18 protein-coding genes are annotated in these 18,641 nt (G+C 73.0%); 7 read left to right on the top strand and 11 right to left on the bottom strand.

Annotated elements, in window-relative coordinates; all coding sequences use genetic code 11:
• Positions 1 to 36: 36 nt before the first annotated feature.
• The 6 genes from AQJ30_RS33145 to AQJ30_RS33120 form a co-directional block, all read right to left on the bottom strand.
• Positions 37 to 1,035 (bottom strand): hypothetical protein, encoded by a 999-nt coding sequence (locus AQJ30_RS33145; RefSeq protein ID WP_067241271.1) that lies wholly within the window; start codon positions 1,033 to 1,035, stop codon positions 37 to 39.
• A 99-nt stretch (positions 1,036 to 1,134) separates the two neighbouring features.
• A complete protein-coding gene (locus AQJ30_RS33140; RefSeq protein ID WP_067241270.1) occupies positions 1,135 to 2,121 on the bottom strand; it encodes an SCO2521 family protein in 987 nt (328 codons plus the stop codon).
• A gap of 1 nt (position 2,122) precedes the next feature.
• Positions 2,123 to 3,118: an SCO2522 family protein gene (locus AQJ30_RS33135; RefSeq protein WP_067241268.1), complete on the bottom strand. Its 996-nt coding sequence runs from the start codon at positions 3,116 to 3,118 to the stop codon at positions 2,123 to 2,125.
• The gene (locus AQJ30_RS33130; RefSeq protein ID WP_067241267.1) at positions 3,115 to 4,035 is read right to left on the bottom strand and encodes an SCO2523 family variant P-loop protein; all 921 of its coding nucleotides are present in this window, start codon (positions 4,033 to 4,035) and stop codon (positions 3,115 to 3,117) included. The genes AQJ30_RS33135 and AQJ30_RS33130 overlap by 4 nt, the downstream gene beginning before the upstream one ends.
• Before the next feature lie 3 nt (positions 4,036 to 4,038).
• A complete protein-coding gene (locus AQJ30_RS33125; protein ID WP_067241354.1) occupies positions 4,039 to 5,901 on the bottom strand; it encodes an SCO2524 family protein in 1,863 nt (620 codons plus the stop codon).
• A gap of 51 nt (positions 5,902 to 5,952) precedes the next feature.
• Entirely contained in the window at positions 5,953 to 6,729 is a 777-nt protein-coding gene (locus AQJ30_RS33120) for an SCO2525 family SAM-dependent methyltransferase (RefSeq protein WP_067241265.1), read from the bottom strand.
• 108 nt (positions 6,730 to 6,837) lie between these two features.
• Here AQJ30_RS33120 and AQJ30_RS33115 point away from each other — a divergent pair, with 108 nt between their 5' ends.
• Entirely contained in the window at positions 6,838 to 7,356 is a 519-nt protein-coding gene (locus tag AQJ30_RS33115; RefSeq protein ID WP_079084460.1) for a GNAT family N-acetyltransferase, read from the top strand.
• Between the two features lie 88 nt (positions 7,357 to 7,444).
• On the opposite strand, the gene AQJ30_RS33110 is transcribed toward AQJ30_RS33115, so the two are convergent.
• Positions 7,445 to 7,912, bottom strand: coding sequence for a phosphatase domain-containing protein (locus AQJ30_RS33110; RefSeq protein ID WP_067241263.1), 468 nt, complete (start codon positions 7,910 to 7,912; stop codon positions 7,445 to 7,447).
• A 150-nt stretch (positions 7,913 to 8,062) separates the two neighbouring features.
• Here AQJ30_RS33110 and AQJ30_RS33105 point away from each other — a divergent pair, with 150 nt between their 5' ends.
• Genes AQJ30_RS33105 through AQJ30_RS33095 form a run of 3 tightly spaced genes read left to right on the top strand, consistent with a single transcriptional unit; the run spans position 8,063 to position 10,488 of the window.
• Complete coding sequence (locus tag AQJ30_RS33105; RefSeq protein ID WP_067241262.1) at positions 8,063 to 8,602, top strand: SigE family RNA polymerase sigma factor; 540 nt, start codon at positions 8,063 to 8,065, stop codon at positions 8,600 to 8,602.
• Entirely contained in the window at positions 8,599 to 9,540 is a 942-nt protein-coding gene (locus AQJ30_RS33100) for a hypothetical protein (RefSeq protein ID WP_245727237.1), read from the top strand. Before AQJ30_RS33105 ends, AQJ30_RS33100 begins: the two co-directional genes overlap by 4 nt.
• Positions 9,541 to 9,564: 24 nt before the next feature.
• A complete protein-coding gene (locus AQJ30_RS33095) occupies positions 9,565 to 10,488 on the top strand; it encodes a dihydrodipicolinate synthase family protein (RefSeq protein ID WP_067241260.1) in 924 nt (307 codons plus the stop codon).
• 41 nt (positions 10,489 to 10,529) lie between these two features.
• On the opposite strand, the gene AQJ30_RS33090 is transcribed toward AQJ30_RS33095, so the two are convergent.
• The 3 genes from AQJ30_RS33090 to leuA form a co-directional block, all read right to left on the bottom strand.
• Entirely contained in the window at positions 10,530 to 11,834 is a 1,305-nt protein-coding gene (locus AQJ30_RS33090; RefSeq protein ID WP_079084459.1) for a sialidase family protein, read from the bottom strand.
• 101 nt (positions 11,835 to 11,935) lie between these two features.
• Positions 11,936 to 12,634: a tellurite resistance TerB family protein gene (locus AQJ30_RS33085; protein WP_067241258.1), complete on the bottom strand. Its 699-nt coding sequence runs from the start codon at positions 12,632 to 12,634 to the stop codon at positions 11,936 to 11,938.
• Positions 12,635 to 12,807: 173 nt separating this feature from the next.
• Positions 12,808 to 14,529, bottom strand: a complete 1,722-nt coding sequence (leuA, locus tag AQJ30_RS33080) for a 2-isopropylmalate synthase (protein ID WP_067241256.1) — start codon at positions 14,527 to 14,529, stop codon at positions 12,808 to 12,810.
• Positions 14,530 to 14,860: 331 nt separating this feature from the next.
• Here leuA and AQJ30_RS33075 point away from each other — a divergent pair, with 331 nt between their 5' ends.
• The 3 genes from AQJ30_RS33075 to AQJ30_RS33065 all read left to right on the top strand — a co-directional run bounded on the left by AQJ30_RS33075 (position 14,861) and on the right by AQJ30_RS33065 (position 17,671).
• Positions 14,861 to 15,931: a M4 family metallopeptidase gene (locus AQJ30_RS33075; protein WP_067241254.1), complete on the top strand. Its 1,071-nt coding sequence runs from the start codon at positions 14,861 to 14,863 to the stop codon at positions 15,929 to 15,931.
• 61 nt (positions 15,932 to 15,992) lie between these two features.
• Positions 15,993 to 16,259, top strand: a complete 267-nt coding sequence (locus AQJ30_RS33070; protein ID WP_067241252.1) for a protealysin inhibitor emfourin — start codon at positions 15,993 to 15,995, stop codon at positions 16,257 to 16,259.
• Positions 16,260 to 16,357: 98 nt separating this feature from the next.
• Positions 16,358 to 17,671 carry a GH1 family beta-glucosidase gene (locus AQJ30_RS33065; protein ID WP_079084458.1) on the top strand — a complete coding sequence of 438 codons (1,314 nt, stop codon included), beginning with the start codon at positions 16,358 to 16,360 and terminating at the stop codon, positions 17,669 to 17,671.
• A gap of 12 nt (positions 17,672 to 17,683) precedes the next feature.
• On the opposite strand, the gene AQJ30_RS33060 is transcribed toward AQJ30_RS33065, so the two are convergent.
• Entirely contained in the window at positions 17,684 to 18,538 is an 855-nt protein-coding gene (locus tag AQJ30_RS33060; RefSeq protein ID WP_067241346.1) for an NAD-dependent epimerase/dehydratase family protein, read from the bottom strand.
• Positions 18,539 to 18,641 lie beyond the last annotated feature (103 nt).

Here is an 18,641-nt window from a genome sequence, read left to right as displayed (position 1 = left end):
CACCCCGCCCACGGGCGCACCCCCGGGCCCGGCCGGTCAGGCACCGGCCGGGTCCGGGCCGTTGGTCAGGGCGCGCAGGCTGTCCGGGTCGGGCTGGCCGTTCGGGGACTGCTGCTCGCGGGCGGCGTCCCAGAGCTGGTCGAAGCGGCGGATCAGCGGCTGCACCAGGTCGGCGCGGGCGTTGACGGTCGTCGAGGAGTTCACGCTGAGCTGGTCGGCGTGTATCTCGTAGCTCAGCGCCCCGTCGAAGACGATGAAGTCGATCATCTTGCCCCGGCGCAGGTGCGCGGGCAGCTGGTCCAGCGCCACCACCCGCACCTCGATGCCCATCAGCCGCTGCTCCTCGCAGATCGGGGCGAGGGCGGCCCGCTCCCCGCGTTCCTTGACGATGAACAGCCGCCGCACGGTGATGTGCCGCTCCAGGATCGCCTCCCGCTGCGCGGTGAGGTAGCGGCTGGCGGGCTCGGTGGACCAGAAGCCGTCGTCGACGACCGTGGTGCTGATCGCGTCGATGCTGCTGCGGGTGCACTTGGTGAGCGTCATCAGCCAGTCGTGGTTCTCGCCCGGCGTCTCGGCGCTGAGGTTGGTGAGGTCCTCCATCTGCGCGGCGAGGCGGTTGATCTCCTCGTGCGCGAAGTCGTGCAGGATGTCGGGCCCGGTGGAGACGACCTTGGTGGCGTGCTCGGCGAGCCGGGGCACGCCGTCGCCGCGTAACTTCTCCACCTCGTTGAACAGCTTGGTCGCCTCGCCGATGTCGGCGAAGCGCTTCTCGACCACGTACTTCAGCTCGGTGAGCTGGTGCGCGAACGAGATCATGAACTGGGTGAGCAGCACCGCCCCGCCGCACAGCACCGACAGCACGAGCTGCCAGGGGCCGTCGTCCTCGGGCAGCAGGACGTTGGTGAGGACGTAGACGACTCCACCGATGACGATGGTGACCAGGACCTTCTGGGTCACCCGGCGGGCGCTGTCGGCGTCGGAGCGGCGCGGTACGTCGGTGCGGTCGGGATGGTGCGGGTGCGTCGGGCCAGGCATCTCGTGTGTCCCCCCGTTGGGATGGTGCGCGGACCGTCTGTCTGTCGTGGGTCGTGCCGTGTGGTTCCTTCTCGTGCCGTGGTGGTGCGTGCGGGTGGCTCAGCGGGTGGTGAGCCGGGCGTCCAGCGCCTCGCGGCGGGCGAGCAGGGCGCGCAGGGCCAGCTGGTCGCGGATGCGCTGGGCCAGGGCGTCCCACTGGCGGGTGAAGCCCGGCGCCTCCTCCAGCGCGTCCCACAGTCCCGCGAGGACGCGTTCGAGGCGGGCCCGGGGCATCCACAGGTGGAGCAGGTGGTCGACGAGCGGTCCGAGCACCTTGCGCACGGCGGCCTGGTCGTCGGTGCCCAGCCGCACCCCGTCGAGTTTGTCGCCGACGGTGGTGAGCAGCCAGTCGTGCAGCGCCAGGTCCTCGCAGAGCCCGGCGACGGCGGCGGGCGCCGTGCCCTCGGGCAGCCGCAGGGCGACGGTGCGCAGTCCCTCCTCGCCGACGGTGAAGCGCAGGGACGGCTCGCCGTCCGCGGGCGCCGGCCGGGCGGACCAGCGCAGGACGGTGCTCGCCGTGTTGAGCGGGGTGTCGTAGTCCAGCAGCGGGGCGCGCGAGATGCGGGCCAGCAGGCTCTCGGCGACGGAGCCGACGTCCAGCTCCCCCTGCCGGTGCCCGGCGAGGAAGCCCTCGGCGACGGCGGGCGCGGGCAGGCGGCCCACCGGTACCAGCAGGCCGGGCCGCACCAGGTAGTAGCCCCAGGGGCGGCGGCCGTCGGGGCCTTCGGCGGGGGCGGCGAAGTACGCCGTGGACTGGAGCACCCGGCCCTCGGTGAGGACGGCGCGGGCGGCGACCGTGCCGATCGCGCGGACCTTTGCGCCGTTGGCGGTGGGCAGCCGGCAGTCGATGCCGGTCAGGACGTCCGGGGAGACGGCGCAGCGGTTGGGGCGCCGGGAGACCCGGACGCGTTCGTCGGCGCGCAGCCGCAGCAGCGCCTCGGCGGCCCGCTCGTCCACGGCGTCCCGGGTGGGCAGCAGACAGGTGCGCACCTCGCCGCAGGCGAGGACCGGACGCACCGGACGCGGGGTGCTCTCCTGGGCGCCCACGTCACAGTCCCGGCGGGAACACGTAGGAGGTGCGCTCGACGACCCCGCCCGGTAACGGGTACCCCTCGGCTTCGGAGCGCCGCGCGGCCTGGTCGAGCACGTCGGGTTCGAGCTGCACCTGGTCCAGGACGACCCGTACGGCGTGCTCGACGGGCAGGAAGCGGCCCGGGAGCACGCTGCACGTGCCGTAGGCGGTGAACGGCGCCGCGTCCGGGGTGAGCCGCACGACGGGCGGCAGGGCGTCCCAGTCGGCCGGGAAGGCGGCGGGGTCCCACGGGGCGGGGGTGAGGACCGCGCGTCCGTTGTCGCGGAGCAGCCCCAGGCGGGCCAGCTGCCACACCGAGGCCAGGAAGGCGCAGGACCAGGTGCGGTCCTCCTCGGTGCCGCTGAACAGCTCGACGTCCATGAAGACGGAGTGGCCCCGGGCGAGGGTCTCGCTGGGCGGCTGCCAGACGTCGCTCGCGTCGAGCGCGGCGGAGGTGCGCCGCGAGGGGGTGCGGCGGCCGTTGGTGAGCCAGCCGGTGCGGCCGACGGGCGGGCGGTACCCGGTGCTGCCGGGCGGCGGCGACTCGACCAGCCGGTGCAGCACGGACTCGGCGAGCGGCGCGCTGCCCGGGTGGGCGGGGTCGGGTGCGGCGCAGCCGGACTCGCGGGCCAGGTAGTCGATGGTCAGGCCGGCCTCGCGGGCGGCGGCGAGCAGCGGCGGGAGCAGCTCGGCCGGGGTGGCCAGACGGCTGAAGTAGTCGTCGACGAGGAAGCAGGTGCTGATCCGGGGGCGCCGGCCCTCGGGCAGCGGTCCCACGCCGGCCCGGACGGCGTCCGCCCAGGGCCGTACGGCGGCGAAGTGGCGGCGCAGCCGGTCCGGGCCCTCGGCGAAGTCCTCCATGTACAAGTGCCCCAGTTCCAGGGACAGGTGGGAGAACGGCACGGACGCGGTGTGCGGCTCGGCGCTGGTCTCCCGGAAGGAGGTCTCCTCCTCGGGGAGGGAGCCCTTCACAGCTGCCCCCAGTACTTGTCGTCGCCCAGCCGCTGCGCGAGGTCCCCCATCGCCTGCCAGGTCTCGAGGTTGGCGACGCGGCTGTCGACGACGTCCTCGTAGGTGATGAGCTGTTCCCGCCATTGCAGGACGGGTTCCAGCGGAATGGACGCCAGCGCGCGGGTCTTACCGATCCCCAAACCCGCTGCCATTGCTTCCAGTTGACGGTCGCGTTCGTGCATCCACACGGATTGTTCGGGGCGCGCCTGGGACCACAGCGGTGATTGCAGATCGGGCACGGCGGCCCGTACGAAGCGGATCGATCCGGAAAGGGCCGTCTCGTCGTGGCCCATGGCGACTCCGGCCCGGACAATGCCCTGTTTTCCTGACACGAGTTCGGCGGCCGCCATCACGTGCTGGCGGGTCCAGCGGTGATAGACGAGCCAGCGCGTGGTGATGCGGGCGAGCGCGCTGCGCGGAACGGTCGCGGCGAGTGCGAGGTCCATGGCATAACTGCGGCCGGCGCTCAAGTCGACCACGATGACGTCGAATTCGCGTTTCAACCGCAGGACGAGGTCCACGCACCGGTGCAGGTTCTCCTCGTCGGTGACGAATTCCCCGCCGGTGCGGTCGCCGGGCAGCAGCACCAGGCGGCCGGACCCGGAGGGCCGGGTGCGCAGCACGGGGTGTTCGGTGCGGGCCCACACGTCGACCCGCAGGGGTTCGCCGGTCTTGCCCTTCAGGTACGAGTGCAGCCCCTTGCCCTCGGCCTCGGCGAGGACGTCGGGCAGGTCGAAGACGGCCGGGGCGGTGGGCGAGCCGAAGTCGAAGTCCAGGTAGCAGACGTCGTCCCCGTCCAGCGCGCGGTGGTAGGCGAGGTTGGCGCTGGTGACCGAGCGGCCGGTGCCCCCCTTGTCGGAGGCGGCGAAGACGAGCACGCCTCACACCCCCGAGCCGGTGTTCTCCCGGGCGCGCGCCAGGGAGTCGAGCCGGGTGAGCACCCCGAGGGCCAGCGCGTAGGCGGTGCCGGGCTGGACGTCGACGAGGGCACGGGCGCGGCGCAGGTCGACCTCGACGGCCATCATGGCCTCGCCCTGCCGGCTCTTGGCGGGCGGCGCGGGCTGGTCCATCTGCACCTTGCCGAACAGGTGGGCCGCCTCACTGATCATCTCCCGGGCGAGGCCGGCGAGTTGGGCGCTGCGGATCGGTGGCTGGGCGTACAGGCCGTACGCGGCGACCATGCACTCGGTGACGCGCTCGGTGACGCTCCAGGAGATGCCCTGGGGGACCGGGCCGCCCTGGCGGGTCGGCGACTCGGGGTAGACGGCGTGGACGTTGTCCCACAGGCCGGTGCCGGACCCGTCGGCGATGCGGCGCTGCCAGAGGTGTTCGAGGATGTCCTCGGCGAGCCGGAGCAGCCGGTCCTGGGCGTCGCTGCGCCGGGACAGCGAGCACAGCTGCACCGTCCGTTTGAGCAGCTGCGCGGAGAAGTCGGACATGGTCCACTTCATGGCCGGGCCGATGTCCTCGCTGCCGAGCAGCGGCAGGCTGATGCCCGGGTTGTGCAGGGCGATCGCCGGGTCGTCACGGGTCATGCCGCTGGTGATGCGGCCGCGTTCGGCGAGGCGCTCCATGACGGCGACGGTGCGGGTGAGGTCGTCGTCGGTGGCGCGGCGGCGGACCAGGTCGTGCACCAGGATGGAGGCCACGGACAGGGAGAAGTACTCGGACTCCAGCTGCTGGAGCGTGGTGCGCCAGGGGATCTCCTCCAGCGGCCAGGTGCCGTCGCCGAAGCGGGCGATGGCCGACCAGTACTGCTGGGTGATCTCCCAGCGCAGCCGGAGCGCGTCGGCGAGCTTCTGCTGTTCGGCGTTGAGCAGGCCGAGGACGAGGGTGCGCTCGGAGAACAGGTCGGGGATGCCGTCGAGGGCGACGACGGTGAAGTACAGGTAGGGCACCGCGCCGGCGACGCCCTGGGGCTGCTTGCCGACCGGTTCGCCGGTCTCCACCTCGGGGGCGTCGCGCACCACGCTCCAGGACCAGCCGCACTCGAACAGGCGGTTGTCGTTGCGCAGTTGGTCGGCGATGTCGCTGTCGAGGCCGAGGGTGACGCTTTCGCTGATGACGGCGCGCAGGGCCTTGAAGCGGTCCTGGAAGCGCTGCACGACCTGCCGTTCGGAGAGCCGGCCCTGGCCCAGCAGCCGGACCAGGGACTGGCCCTGCGGGGAGGGCACGTCGACGACGTTGACCGTGAAGGAGCGCAGCAGGGCGACCATGGCGGCGGTCAGCCGGGTGCTGGTGGCCTCCTGGAGCCGGTCGATCAGCTCCAGGGTGCTCGGGCGCTGGGTCTTGGTCCGGTACACCTTGAGGAAGCCGAGGGTGGCCAGGCACAGCGTGACCGACATCGAGTAGGAGTCGACCACGCCGGTCTCGCGCTGCTCCTTGGCCAGCTCCTGGGCGGGGTCCGCGGCGGTGAAGTAGTGGCCGCCGGAGAAGGTGGGGCTGTCGCCGGTGCGGTGCCGGTCCATGAACGCGGTGAGGACCTTCACCAGGTTGCCGGGGATCTCCGCGGAGTCGCCCGCGGCGCGCAGGGCCCGCTCCACGTCCTCCTGGGTGGTGTCCGGGTCGTCCAGGCGGAACGAGGTGATCTCCGTCGCCGGGTACAGCAGGCAGAGCAGCCGCTCCGCGTCGGCGACACTGCTGCGCCCTCCCGCCTCACCCCAGTCCCACTCCCCGTCCTCGAAGGAGTGGCGGGCCACTGACTGCCACACCTCGAGCAGGTTCTGACGCGGTTTGATCTGCATGCCCATTCCCCTCAAACAGGCCCGACTCCCTGGCGGCGAAAAGGAGGCCGGTCATTCCTTCCGGCGGCCGCAGACGAGAATCATTCCGGTGTGCCCGTGGCGCACGAGATGGCCGACGTCGGCCATGCGGTGCACGTCTTTCTTGTCGATGTAGGCGAATTTCTGGAACGCGGTCAGCACCTCGGTGGTGTCGATTTCATAGGTGGCCGGGAATTCCAGATCGCCCACCCGATACCCCTCGGAATGCTCCATGAACGCGGCGGCGAAAGGCGCGCCGGGCCTCAGGACGTGCATGAAGCAGCTGACTCCGCGCCGGAATTCTTCCAGGGATTCAGTGATGGACTCGGCGACGAAGAACATGGTCCCGACGTCCCATTGCGGATCTTTCCGGCAGAGGTCGAAAAGGCTGCCCTGAACGGGTTCGGCGGCCCTACGAAAATAAGCCTTGGGATCGAACCCTCGGTATGCCCGGTCCTCGCGCAGCACCTTCCAGAACGGCTCCCAGTGCGCGTCGTAACTGGGCCGCTGGCGCTCCAGGTACTCGATGTTGTTCGCCGACCACTCCAGCAGGGTGATGCGTTCGCACCACGGGAGCATGGCGAGCGAGGGGTAGAGGTTGGGACCCGCACCGACGTCGATCCCCGCCAGGACCCGGCCGCTCCCCCGCAGCCGATCACTGAAATGATCGCGTACACGGGAAACGATCTCCTCGTCCACGGCCTTCATGTCGAGGTAGTTATTGCCGATGTACGCACCGGGGTCAAAGGAGTCCCATGGAACATCCTTATTGAGCGTCGGCTGCTCAGCGGTGTGCGGTCCCGAGGTCATGGTTCAGCCTAGCAGCAGCCCGGGGGTTGTAGGACCTGCCCACATGGGGCAATCATGGACGATCATAAGGTAATCACGCAAGGTCCGATGCGTACTTAAGGGGAACTCATGATTCCTCCCAGGGATCGCTATCCGTCGGCCCCGGGTTCGTTTCTGAGCCGGACCGCACGGAATAGACCAGCACGGATCAGAGCGGTCACCGAGACGGACCTACCCGAGATCGTCCGTGTCGACAAGGAGGCATTTCCGGCCGCGCCCTATCCATTCTTCGTGGTGCGCCAGTTCTTCGACGCCTTCCGTGAGCACATGTTCGTGCTGGAGGACGGCGACGGCGAGCTCAGGGGCTACGTGATGTCCACCGGCACCGACGACGCCGAGAGCTGGATCCTCAGCCTCGCCGTCACGGCGGAGATGCGCCGGCAGGGGTGGGGGCGGCAGCTGATGACCGAGGTGCTGAGCCACCTGCGCGGCCGGGGCGCGCACACCGTGGTGCTGTCCGTCGAGCCCGACAACGCCACCGCCGTCGCGCTCTACGACTCCCTCGGCTTCACCCCGTCCCCCGGCGGCCCCGTGCGCGACTACTTCGGCCCGGGCGAGCACCGCCTGCTGATGACCCTGGCCCTGTGAACGCGGGAGCGGGTGAGCCTGTGACCGGAACCGGAACCGGTGCCGTCGACCTCGGAGCGGCGCCGGTTCCGGTCAACTTCCCTGAGCATCAGGGGCGTTGTCCCCCTACCGCTCCGAACCGCCGTACGTAGCGCGCCTGCCAGGGGGTCTCCACCGCGCGCCGGTGGTAGTGCCGGCGCACGTAGGCCACCGCCTCCTCCGCCGGGACGCCGTCCAGCACCGCCAGACACGCCAGCGCCGTCCCCGTCCGGCCGCGCCCGCCACCGCAGGCGACCTCCACCCGCCCGGTCGCGGCGCGCCGCCACGCCTCGGTGAGCGCGTCGGCCGCCGCGTCCGGGTCGGCGGGCAGCCGGAAGTCGGGCCAGCGGATCCAGCGCGCCTCCCAGGGGACGGCCGGCGGCGGCCCGCCGAGCAGGTAGAGCCCGTACGTCGGGTCCGGACCGCTGGTCCCCGGCCCCCGCCGCAGCCCCCGTCCGCGCACCAGCCGCCCGGACGGCAGCCGCAGCACCCCGGCCCCGCCCGCCTCCCAAGGGCTCACCCCACCGTCACTCCCCATCGACCTTCACGCTCCCCTCCTCCGACCGGGCTCCCATCCGAGCGCACGCCCCGCTCGCCGGGCAACCGGCGCCGCCCCCGAAAAACCTCCGCGCCCCGGGCAACCCCCCGCCACCCCCCGGTGGTCTGGTGGGCGAGGAGGGGGTGCTGGATGCAGGACGGGCTGGAGGACCAGTTCCAGGAGTTCGTCAGGGCGCGGTGGTCACGGCTGGTGCGTACCGCGTACCTGCTCACGGGCGACGCCCACCACGCGGAGGACCTGACACAGACCGCGCTGGCCAAGGCGTACCGCTCGTGGCGGCGCGTGGCGCGCGCCGACAACCCGGAGGCGTACGTCCGGCGGATGCTCGTCACCTGCAACAGCGACCGCTTCCGCAAGCGCCGGGTCACGGAGTCGCTGACGGCGGCTCCGCCCGAGGTGGCCTGGCGGGACGAGGGCGCCGGTCGCGTCGAGGAGCGCGGGGTTCTCCTCGACGCGCTGGCCGCCCTGCCGCCGAAGCAGCGGGCGGTGGTGGTCCTGCGCTACTGGGAGGACCTGTCCGAGGCGGAGGTCGCCGAGGTGCTCGGCTGTTCGCCGGGCACGGTCAAGAGCCAGGCGTCCAAGGGCCTGGCCAAGCTGCGTGCCTGCCCGGGGCTGGCCCCGGCGGTGGGCGCGTCCACGAGGGCCGCGGGTCAGGGAGGCGAGCGGTGAGCGAGGAACCGCGCACGACGGAAGAGGACCAGGACGGCGAGGGGATGCGGGACTTCGAGGAGCGCCTGCGCCGGCTGCTCGCCGAGGACGCCTACGCCTTCCACCCCGCGCCGGCGCCGTACCCGGTGATCCGGCGGCGGGGCGTGCTGGAGCGGCGGCGCCGGCTGGCGGTCGCCGGGCTGGCACTGGCCGTGCTGGCGGTGGCGCCCGTGGGGGCGTACGCGTGGGCCGGGGGGAGCGGGGGACGGGGCGCCGGCCCGGCGGCGGCAAAGCCGTCGGCCGGCGCCTCGCGGACCCCCTCGCCGACGGCCGCGGCGACGCCCGCCGGGCCCGGACGGCCCGCCACGCCGGGGCAGTTGCTGGACGGCATCACGTTCGAGCAGGCCGCGGACGGCCTGGCCAAGTGCCTCGTCTACGGCCGGGAGGGCGACACGACCGCGGGTGCCGAATCCCTGGGCGTGCCCGCCGACTACCGGATCCTTCTCGCCCAGCGCAGCACGGGCGACTCCAACTCCCCCGGTGACGGGCGGTTCCTGGTGGCCGTCTCGTCGTCGTACCGGCTGATCTGCAAGCTGGTGGACGGCGCGGTGACCGCCATGAACACCAGCGGCGGCGCCCTGTCCGGCGACGGTCCCGGGCCGGTCTTCCCCGACATGAACGGCGGCAAGCTGTACCAGCAGTCGCTGCTGGACAGCGGCCACTGGAAGCTGCCGTTCCGCTGGGGGGCCGTCGGCACGGTGGAGCCGTCGGTGGCGAAGGTGACCGTGTCCTACGGCGGCGCGACGGCCCGGGCCGTGCTGGACCACGGCTGGTTCGTCGCCGCGGGCGAGCTGGACCGGCAGGTCACGGCGGCGCCGCACGTCAAGGGCTACGACTCCTCGGGCAAGCTGGTGTACGACTCGGACCACGACCCGTCGTACCAGCGCACCCTCCCGTAGGGTCCGCCCGGCACCAGGAGGACCATGTCGCTCCCCGCCCCGCTCACCGGTGTGATCCCGCCCGTCTGCACCCCGCTGGACCCGGACGGCGAGGTGGACGTGGACTCGCTGCTGCGGCTGGCCGACCACCTGGTGGCCGCCGGGGTGGACGGCCTGTTCCTGCTCGGGACGACGTCGGAGGCCGCTTTCCTGACCGACGGGCAGCGGCGGCGGGTGGTGGAGGCGGTCACCGGGCACCTGGGCGGGCAGCTGCCCGTGCTGGCCGGGGCGATCGACACGACCACGCCCCGGGTGCTGGAGCACATCGCGTCGGTGACGGCGGCGGGCGCGGACGCGGTGGTCGTGATCTCCCCGTTCTACGCCCGGCTCGGGCCGGCGGAGACGGCCCGCCACTTCCGGCTGGCCGCCGCGGCGAGCCCGGTCCCGGTGCTCGCGTACGACCTGCCGTCCGCGATCCCCACCAAGCTGTCCGCCGACCTCGTCGTGCAGTTGGCGTCGGACGGGGTGGTGGCGGGGCTGAAGGACTCCAGCGGCGACCTGGCCGGCTTCCGCGACGTGGTCACCGGCACCCGCCACCTGCCCGGGTTCAGCGCCCTGACCGGCTCCGAACTGCTGGTCGACGCGGCCCTCGCGCTGGGCGCCCACGGGGCCGTGCCCGGCCTCGCCAACGTCGACCCGGACGGCTACGTCCGCCTGGACCGGCTGTGCCGGGCCGGACGCCGGGAGGAGGCCCGCGCCGCACAGGAACGGCTCTGCGCGCTGTACGGCCTGGTCCACGTCGGCGCGGGCCGGATGGGGGCCGGCTCGTCCGCGCTGGGCGCGTTCAAGGCGGCGCTGCACCTGCGCGGCGTGATCGCCTGCCCCGCCACGGCGGAGCCCCAGGTGCCGCTGTCCCCCGCCGAGGTGGCGGAGGTGCGGCGGCACCTGGTCGAGGCCGGACTCCTCTGACCCGGTCCGTCCGACCCCGGCCCCTCCGACCCGCGCCCGCGTTACAGCTCCGCCAGCGGCAGCCGCCGGAACGCGATCGTCTCGTACGGCCCCGTCCCGCCCGTCTCGTACAGCACCCCGGCCGTCCGCGCGTCCACCTGCACCAGGTCGGAGTAGGCGGCGGGCCGGTCCGACAGGGTGAGCGCCCGGGTGAACGTGGCCCCGCCGTCCGTGCTGCGCCAGACGGCCAGGGCCTCGCGGACGGTGGGCCGGGACGGCGCCGAGAACAGCAGCGGGGCACCGGCGTCGCCGTCGAGCTGGAGCACGCTGCCCTGGACCACCGGGACGTCCGCGAGCGTGGGCTGCGCGGCGTACGGGCGGGTGAGGGTGCGGCCGCCGTCGCCGGAGTGGGCGTCGACGCGGTTGCCGGGCACCGTGCCGCCCTGGTCGCGCGCGTTGAAGTACAGGCGCCCGTCGGGGAGTTGGGCGGCGGTGGTCTCGTTGACGTGCACGGTGCCGGCCGGGTCGTCGGGGTGGTCGTCGGTGAAGCCCAGGTCCCAGGTGCGGCCGCCGTCGTCGCTGACCAGGCAGTGGCCGGCGTAGTAGCGGGACTCCCGGCCGGTGTCGGGGGAACCGGGCGGCGGGGACGTGGAGTGGTCGGCGGGTACGACCAGCCGCCCCGCGTACGGGCCCCGGGTGAGGGCCACGGCGTGTCCGGGGCCGGTGGCGTACCAGCGCCAGGACGCGGGCTTGACCGAGGCGGTGATCTCGCGCGGCGCGCCGAAGTGCCGGCCGTCGTCGTGGCTGTGCTGCACCCACACCCGGCGGCCCTGCCCGGGCGGGACCTCGCCGCGCATGATCTGTGCCTCGGTGACGGTGCCGCCGTTGGAACAGCTGACCAGGACGACGGCGCCGGTGCGCGGGTCGACCACGGGCGCCGGGTTGCCGCGGGTGTCCCCGTTCCCGGCGGCGACCACCGTAGGTGGGCCCCAGGTGCCGCCGCCGTCGGTGGAGCGGCGGACGACGAGGTCGATGTCCCCGGTGTCGCCGGGACCGTCGCGCCGGCCCTCGGCGAAGGCGAGCAGCGTGCCGCGCGGGGTGCGGACGACGGCGGGGATGCGGAAGGCAGCGTAGCCGTTCCGGCCGGAGACGTAGGGCACGGAGGTGTCAGGTGCGGGCGTGTCGGGTGCGGAGGGGTCCGGTGCGGAGGAGTCCGCTGCGGAGGGGCTCGGTGCGGAGGGGTCCGGTGCCGGGGTGTCGGGTGCGGTGCCGGGCGGGCGGCGGCCGGCGGCCGAGGCCGGGCGGGCGGCGGCGTACGGGGTGAGCAGGACGGCGGTGGCGAGGACGGCTCTGCGCAGGAGTGTCATCCCTGTCCCTCGGGAGGCGGGCCGGTGTCGCCCCCATGCTGCCCGGGCGGGACGGCCGGGACCGGGCACGCCACGGCCTGGCCGTCCAGGGCCGCCTGCGCTCAGGACGGTGTGCGCGCCGCCGCCGCCATCAGCCGGGTCACGTCGTCCGTGCAGAGGGTGAGGGCCGCGCCGACCGTGGCCAGCACCTCCCGCTCCGCCGGGGTGTAGGGCCCGTCGGCCAGGGCGATCCGGGCGCCCTGGAGCAGGATCGCCTCGCGGCCGATCGTGGCGAGGTGCGGGGCGAGCGGATCGAGGGCCTCGTGCAGCTCTATGGCCAGCCCGGCGCCGCAGGGCTCCCCGAAGACCCGGCCGGTGTCCGCGGCCAGGGCCTCCACCAGGGCGTCGAGCTGTTCCTCGGTGCAGTCGTCGAACCCCGCCGCGCGCACGGCGCAGGCGGCCGCCTCCAGGGACGCGCGGGCGCAGGTGCCGCCCGCCGCGAGGACCGCGAGGGCGACCGTGTGGACGGCGTCGCGGAGCATCGCGGAGAAGCGGGTGGTGGTCGGGTGGTCGAGGACGTCCGTGCCGAAGTGGCGGTGGCAGGCCGCGCAGGCCACGACCGGCCCGGTCTCGCCGCGCAGGAGGACGGGAACGCCCAGCAGGGTGAAGCGCCGACGGCCGGTGAGGCGCTGGTAGTTGCGGTCGCCCCCGCAGCCGGGGCAGAAGAACTCCCCGTCGCCCACGGGCGTCCACGCGGTGCGGGTGCCCAGGATGCGCGCACCCCTGACGGCACGGCCGTCTCGTCCCCGTACTGGCAGCACGTCGCACCTCCGTAACCACGCGGCAACATCGCCGCGCTTGCGTGATGTTAGCCACATCACGGACGCGGAGTCAGCACCCCGGACGAGACCTTCCCGTGACCCGCGCGGTCCTCTGGCCGAAAACAAGAGGTCCCGCCCCACCGGAACCGGCGGGACGGGACCTCCCGGACGAGCTAGCGCGCGGCCCGGTTCACGGCGGAGACGACCGCCTTCAGGGACGCCCGCGTGGTGTTGGCGTCGATGCCGATGCCCCACAGGACCTGGCCGTCGATCGCGCACTCGATGTACGAGGCGGCCTGCGCGGAGGCGCCCTCGCTCATCGTGTGCTCCTGGTAGTCCAGCAGGCGTACGTCGATGCCGATGGACTGCAGGGCGTCGAAGAAGGCCGAGATCGGACCGTTGCCCGAGCCGGACAGGACGGTGTCCTCGCCGTCGACGGTCGCCTCGACGGTCAGGGTGTCGATGCCGTCCGTGTCGGTGGTCGACTGGCCGGTGCGGACCTGGATGCGGCCCCAGGGGTTGTCGGGGTTGGGCAGGTACTCGTCCTGGAAGACGGCCCAGATGTCCTTCGGCGTGATCTCGCCGCCCTCGGCGTCCGTCTTGGCCTGGATCAGCTTGGAGAACTCGATCTGCATCCGGCGGGGCAGTTCCAGCTTGTGGTCGTTCTTCAGGACGTACGCGATGCCGCCCTTGCCGGACTGGGAGTTGACGCGGATGACGGCCTCGTAGGAGCGGCCGACGTCCTTGGGGTCGATCGGCAGGTACGGCACCGCCCACTCGATGTCGTCGACCGTGACGCCCCGGGCCTTCGCGTCGGCCTCCATGGCGTCGAAGCCCTTCTTGATGGCGTCCTGGTGGGAGCCGGAGAAGGACGTGTAGACCAGGTCGCCCACGTACGGGTGGCGCGGGTGGACCTCCATCTGGTTGCAGTACTCCCACGTACGGCGGATCTCGTCGATGTCGGAGAAGTCGATCTGCGGGTCGACGCCCTGGGAGAACAGGTTCATGCCCAGGGTGACCAGGTCGACGTTGCCGGTGCGCTCGCCCTGCCCGAACAGGCAGCCCTCGACGCGGTCGGCGCCGGCCATCAGGGCCAGCTCGGCCGCCGCCACGGCCGTACCGCGGTCGTTGTGGGGGTGGACGGACAGGCAGACGTACTCGCGGCGGGACAGGTTGCGGTGCATCCACTCGAAGCGGTCCGCGTGCGTGGAGGGCGTGGAACGCTCCACGGTGGCGGGCAGGTTGAGGATGATCTCGCGGCCCGGGCCGGGCTGCCAGACGTCCATGACCGCCTCGCAGACCTCCAGCGCGAAGTCCAGCTCGGTGTCGGTGAAGATCTCCGGCGAGTACTGGTAGCCGAACTCCGTCTCGGGACCCAGCAGTTTCTCGGCGTACTCCATCACCAGGCGGCTGCCGTCGACGGCGATCTGCTTGATGTCGTCCCGGGAGCCGCGGAAGACCACCCGGCGGAAGACGGGCGCGGTGGCGTTGTACAGGTGGACGGTGGCCCGGCGGGCGCCCTTGAGGGACTCCACGGTCCGCTCGATCAGGTCCTCGCGGGCCTGGGTCAGTACGGAGATCGTCACGTCGTCCGGGATCGCGCCCTCTTCCTCGATGATGGAGCGCACGAAGTCGAAGTCGGTCTGGCCGGATGCGGGGAAGCCCACCTCGATCTCCTTGTAGCCCATCGCGACCAGCTGGTCGAACATCCGGCGCTTGCGCTCGGGCGACATGGGGTCGATCAGTGCCTGGTTGCCGTCCCGCAGGTCGGTGGACAGCCACCGGGGAGCGGCGGTGATCCGCCGGTCGGGCCAGGTGCGGTCGGGGATGTCGACCTGCTCGTACTGACCGTACTTGTGGACCGGCATGGAACTGGGCTGCTGGCGGTTGGCCATGATGCTTCGGGCTCCTCAGGGTGTCCGGAATGGACGGCCGACGACGCAACACCGAGCTCCGCGGGGAGGGGGTCGGCCTCGACTACAGGCCCTCGCCGCGGCAGCTAAGGAGAAGCAGCCCGAAACGCATGATGCCTCGCAGCCTAGCGAAGGGATCCGGTGCGCGCGGGCCCGTATCAGTATGCGGGACCGCAGGGACGTGAGCGGACGATCGCGACAAAAAGTGCGCCATACCACTGGCCCGCCCGGTCCCGGCCGCCATGTCCGGGTATTTCACCAATCATGGTGGCGAGTAGTGACAGTGCGGTCACCCGGTGCAAGGGTGCCGGGCATGACCACCCACGGGGGCTTCCAGCCCGTCTTCTGCACCGTCGTCCCGCCCCACGTCCTCGACAAGCTGGCCCGCAGCGACGACCCCGCCCGCTCCGGCCCCGCCCGCCGCACCCTGCGGCGCGACGGCGAGCTGCGCGCGCTGCGCCAGGTGACCACCGAGTTCCGCCTCGCGGCGCAGCCGGACACCCGGGCGCCGTCGGACCAGCCGGCGCGCACCATCCACGACGCCGGGCACCGCACCGAGCTGCCCGGCACCCCGGTGCGCCGCGAGGGCGAGCCGCCCGGCCAGGACGCCACGGTCAACCGCGCCTACTCCGGCCTCGGCGCCACCTTCGAGCTGTTCCTGCGCGTCTACGGGCGCCACTCCATCGACGGCGAGGGCCTGCCACTGGTCGCGACCGTCCACTACGACGAGCAGTACGACAACGCCTTCTGGAACGGCGAGCAGATGGTGTTCGGCGACGGCGACGGCGAGGTCTTCCTCGACTTCACCCTGCCCTTGGACGTCATCGGGCACGAGCTCACCCACGGCGTCACCCAGCACACCGCGAACCTCACCTACTACGGCCAGTCGGGCGCCCTGAACGAGTCGGTGTCCGACGTCTTCGGCTCGCTCATCAAGCAGTACGCGCTCGGCCAGACCGCCGGCGACGCCGACTGGCTGATCGGCGCGGGGCTCCTCGCCCCCGGCGTCACCGGCTCGGCGCTGCGCTCGATGAAGGCGCCGGGCACCGCGTACGACGACGACGTGCTCGGCAAGGACCCGCAGCCCGCAACCATGGCCGACTACGTGCGCACCGGCCGGGACAACGGCGGCGTCCACATCAACTCGGGCATCCCCAACCACGCGTTCTACCTGGCCGCCACCGCGCTCGGCGGCCACGCCTGGGAGAAGGCCGGCCAGATCTGGTACGACGTCCTCACCGGCGGCGAACTCGCCGAACGCGCCCTGTTCGCCGACTTCGCCGGGCTCACCGTCAAGGCGGCGCGGGAGCGGTTCGGGGACGGCGGCGACGAGTTCGAGGCGGTGCGCAAGGCGTGGGAACAGGTGGGCGTGCGGGCCCTGTGAGCGGGAACCCGCCCGGAAGGGCACGGGTGCGGATCGCGCCCGTCCGTACTAGACAGGACCCATGCGGATTCAGGTGAGGCGCACAGGCGGGTTCGCCGGTATCGAGCGGCGGGGCGAGGTGGACACCTCGGGACGGCCGGACGCCGCGGAGTGGCGGGCCCTGGCCGAGCGCGCGGTCGCGTCCGGCCGGGGCACGCCCCCGGCCGGCGTGCCGGACGGGTTCGGCTACCGGATCACGGTGGACGACCGGACGGTGTACTGCGCGGACCCCCGGCTGACGGAGGACCAGCGGGAGTTGATCTCGCGGGTGCTGAAGGAGGGCGCCTGAGCGGCGGCCCCCGCCGGGGTCGCCGCGCGTGCCCCGCTCAACCGCCTCTTGCCGCCCGCCCGTTGACTTCCGTTACCGCCGGTACGGATGATCCGCGCATGGCGACCGACCGACGCACCGCGCTCCCCCCGTTCCCGCCCGGCTTCCTGTGGGGCGTGTCGACCTCCGCCCACCAGATCGAGGGCGCCGCGGACCTGCGCGACCCGTCCGTGTGGGACGAGTTCACCGCCGGGCCGGGCCGGGTGAAGGACGGCTCGACGGCCGCCGTGGCCTGCGACCACTACCACCGCTACCGCGAGGACGTGGCCCTCCTCGCCGGGCTCGGGGTGGACGCGTACCGCTTCTCGGTCTCCTGGCCGCGGGTGAACCGCCCGGGCGGCCTCGACTTCTACGACCGGCTGGTGGACGAGCTGTGCGCGGCGGGCGTCCGCCCCGTCCCCACCCTCTTCCACTGGGACCTGCCCGCCTCGCTGGACTGGCTGCGCCGGGACACCGCCGCGCGCTTCGCGGACCACGTGGCCGCCGTCGCCGACCGGCTCGGCGACCGCGTGGGTACCTGGATCACCCTCAACGAGCCCGCCGAGCACACCCTGCTGGGCCACGCGCTCGGCGTGCACGCCCCCGGGAAGCGGCTGCTGTTCGACGCGCTCCCGGTGGCCCACCACCAGTTGCTGGCCCACGGCCTGGCCGTCCGGGCGCTCCGCGCGGCCGGCGCCACCGACGTCGGCATCGCCAACTCCCACGGCCCGACCTGGCCGGCCTCCGGGGACGGGCCCGACGTCGAGGCGGCGGACTTCTACGACCTGCTGCTCAACCGCCTGTTCGCCGAACCGGTCCTGCTGGGCGCCTACCCGGACGGGATCGGCGAGCTGATGCCCGGGGACGTGGCGGCCGACCTGGAGGTGATCGCCGAGCCCCTCGACTGGTACGGGATCAACTACTACGCCCCGACGCGGGTGGGCGCCCCGCAGGGCACCGACATCGAGTTCGGCGGCGTCCGCATGCCCGCCGAACTCCCCTTCACCGTCCGGGAGATCGAGGGCCGGCCGGTCACCGACTTCGGCTGGCCGGTGGTCCCCGAGGCGCTGACGGAACTGCTCACCACCTTCAAGGCCCGCTACGGCGCCCGGCTCCCGCCCGTGATCATCACCGAGAACGGGTGCAGCTACGACGGCGTCGACGACCAGGAGCGCATCGCCTACCTCGACGCCCACGTCCGCGCCCTGCACGACGCCCACACCGCCGGCGTCGACGTGCGCGGCTACTTCGTCTGGTCCCTGCTGGACAACTTCGAGTGGGCCGAGGGGTACGCCCGCCGCTTCGGCCTGGTCCACGTCGACTTCACGACGAAGGAGCGCACGCCCAAGGCGTCCTACACCTGGCTGCGGGAGGCGCTGCGCACCAGGGGGTGACCGGCCTGTCCCCTAGAGGGCGCCCGCGTCCCGGGCCGCCCACACCGACGGGTGGACCGGGCGGTAGCCGAGCTCCCGGCGGATCCGCTCGGTGGACAGGACCCCGAAGAACGGGTCGGGGTCCGTGCGGGCGGACACCTCCGCGGGCACCTCCGCGCCGTTGAGCCGGTACAGCTCGACCGTGGTGACCGGGGCGTCGTCGGCGATGTTGTAGACGCGGCCGCCGATGCCCGGCGCGTGCAGCAGCCGCAGCAGGCCCTGGGCGACGTCCGCGTGGTGGACCATCTGGAGCCGCTGGGCCGCCGCCCAGTGCGCGGCCCAGCGCAGCGACTCCGCCAGGTGCGGGTCGCCGTCGCCGTAGACGAACGGCAGCCGCCCGATCCGTACGTCGAGTCCGTCCAGGGCGAGCAGGTCCCGCTCGGCCCGGATCTTGGACTCGGCGTAGGCGCCCCACATCTCGCCGCCGGGCCGGCTCTCGTCGTCCTCGGTCAGCGGGCGGCCACGGCCGACGCCGTACACGTTCGCCGTGCTCACCTGCACGAAGCGGCCCACTCCGGCGGCCAGCGCGGCGCGGCCGAGCTCCACGGCGGCGCCGTGGTTCACCGCCCACGCCTCCTCGTCGGGCACCCCGCGGAAGGTCGCGGCGACGTTCACCACCGCGTCCGCCCCGGCCACCGCCTTGCCGAGCGCCTCCGGGTCGCGCAGGTCGCCGGTGACGACCTCGGCGCCCAGCGCGGCGAGCCGCTCCGCGCGGGCGGCGTCGCGCACCAGGACGCGCACCGTGTCCCCCGGCCGCCGCTGGGCCAGCAGCCGCGGCGCGAACCTGCTGCCGACACGTCCCGTCGTCCCCGTCACCAGTGTCAGCATGATCTTCTCCTCGTCTCCGTCCGGTACGACCACCCTCCGGCCGGGAGGGCGGGACCGGGAGAGACCCGTGGATCGGGGGACCGGCAGTCCCTGGATAACCCGC

This window comes from Streptomyces longwoodensis (assembly GCF_001514125.1).
GTDB classification, from domain to species: Bacteria; Actinomycetota; Actinomycetes; order Streptomycetales; family Streptomycetaceae; genus Streptomyces; species Streptomyces longwoodensis.
The sequence above is the reverse complement of the archived record's forward strand: the minus strand, read 5'-3'. Positions and strand labels throughout refer to the sequence as shown.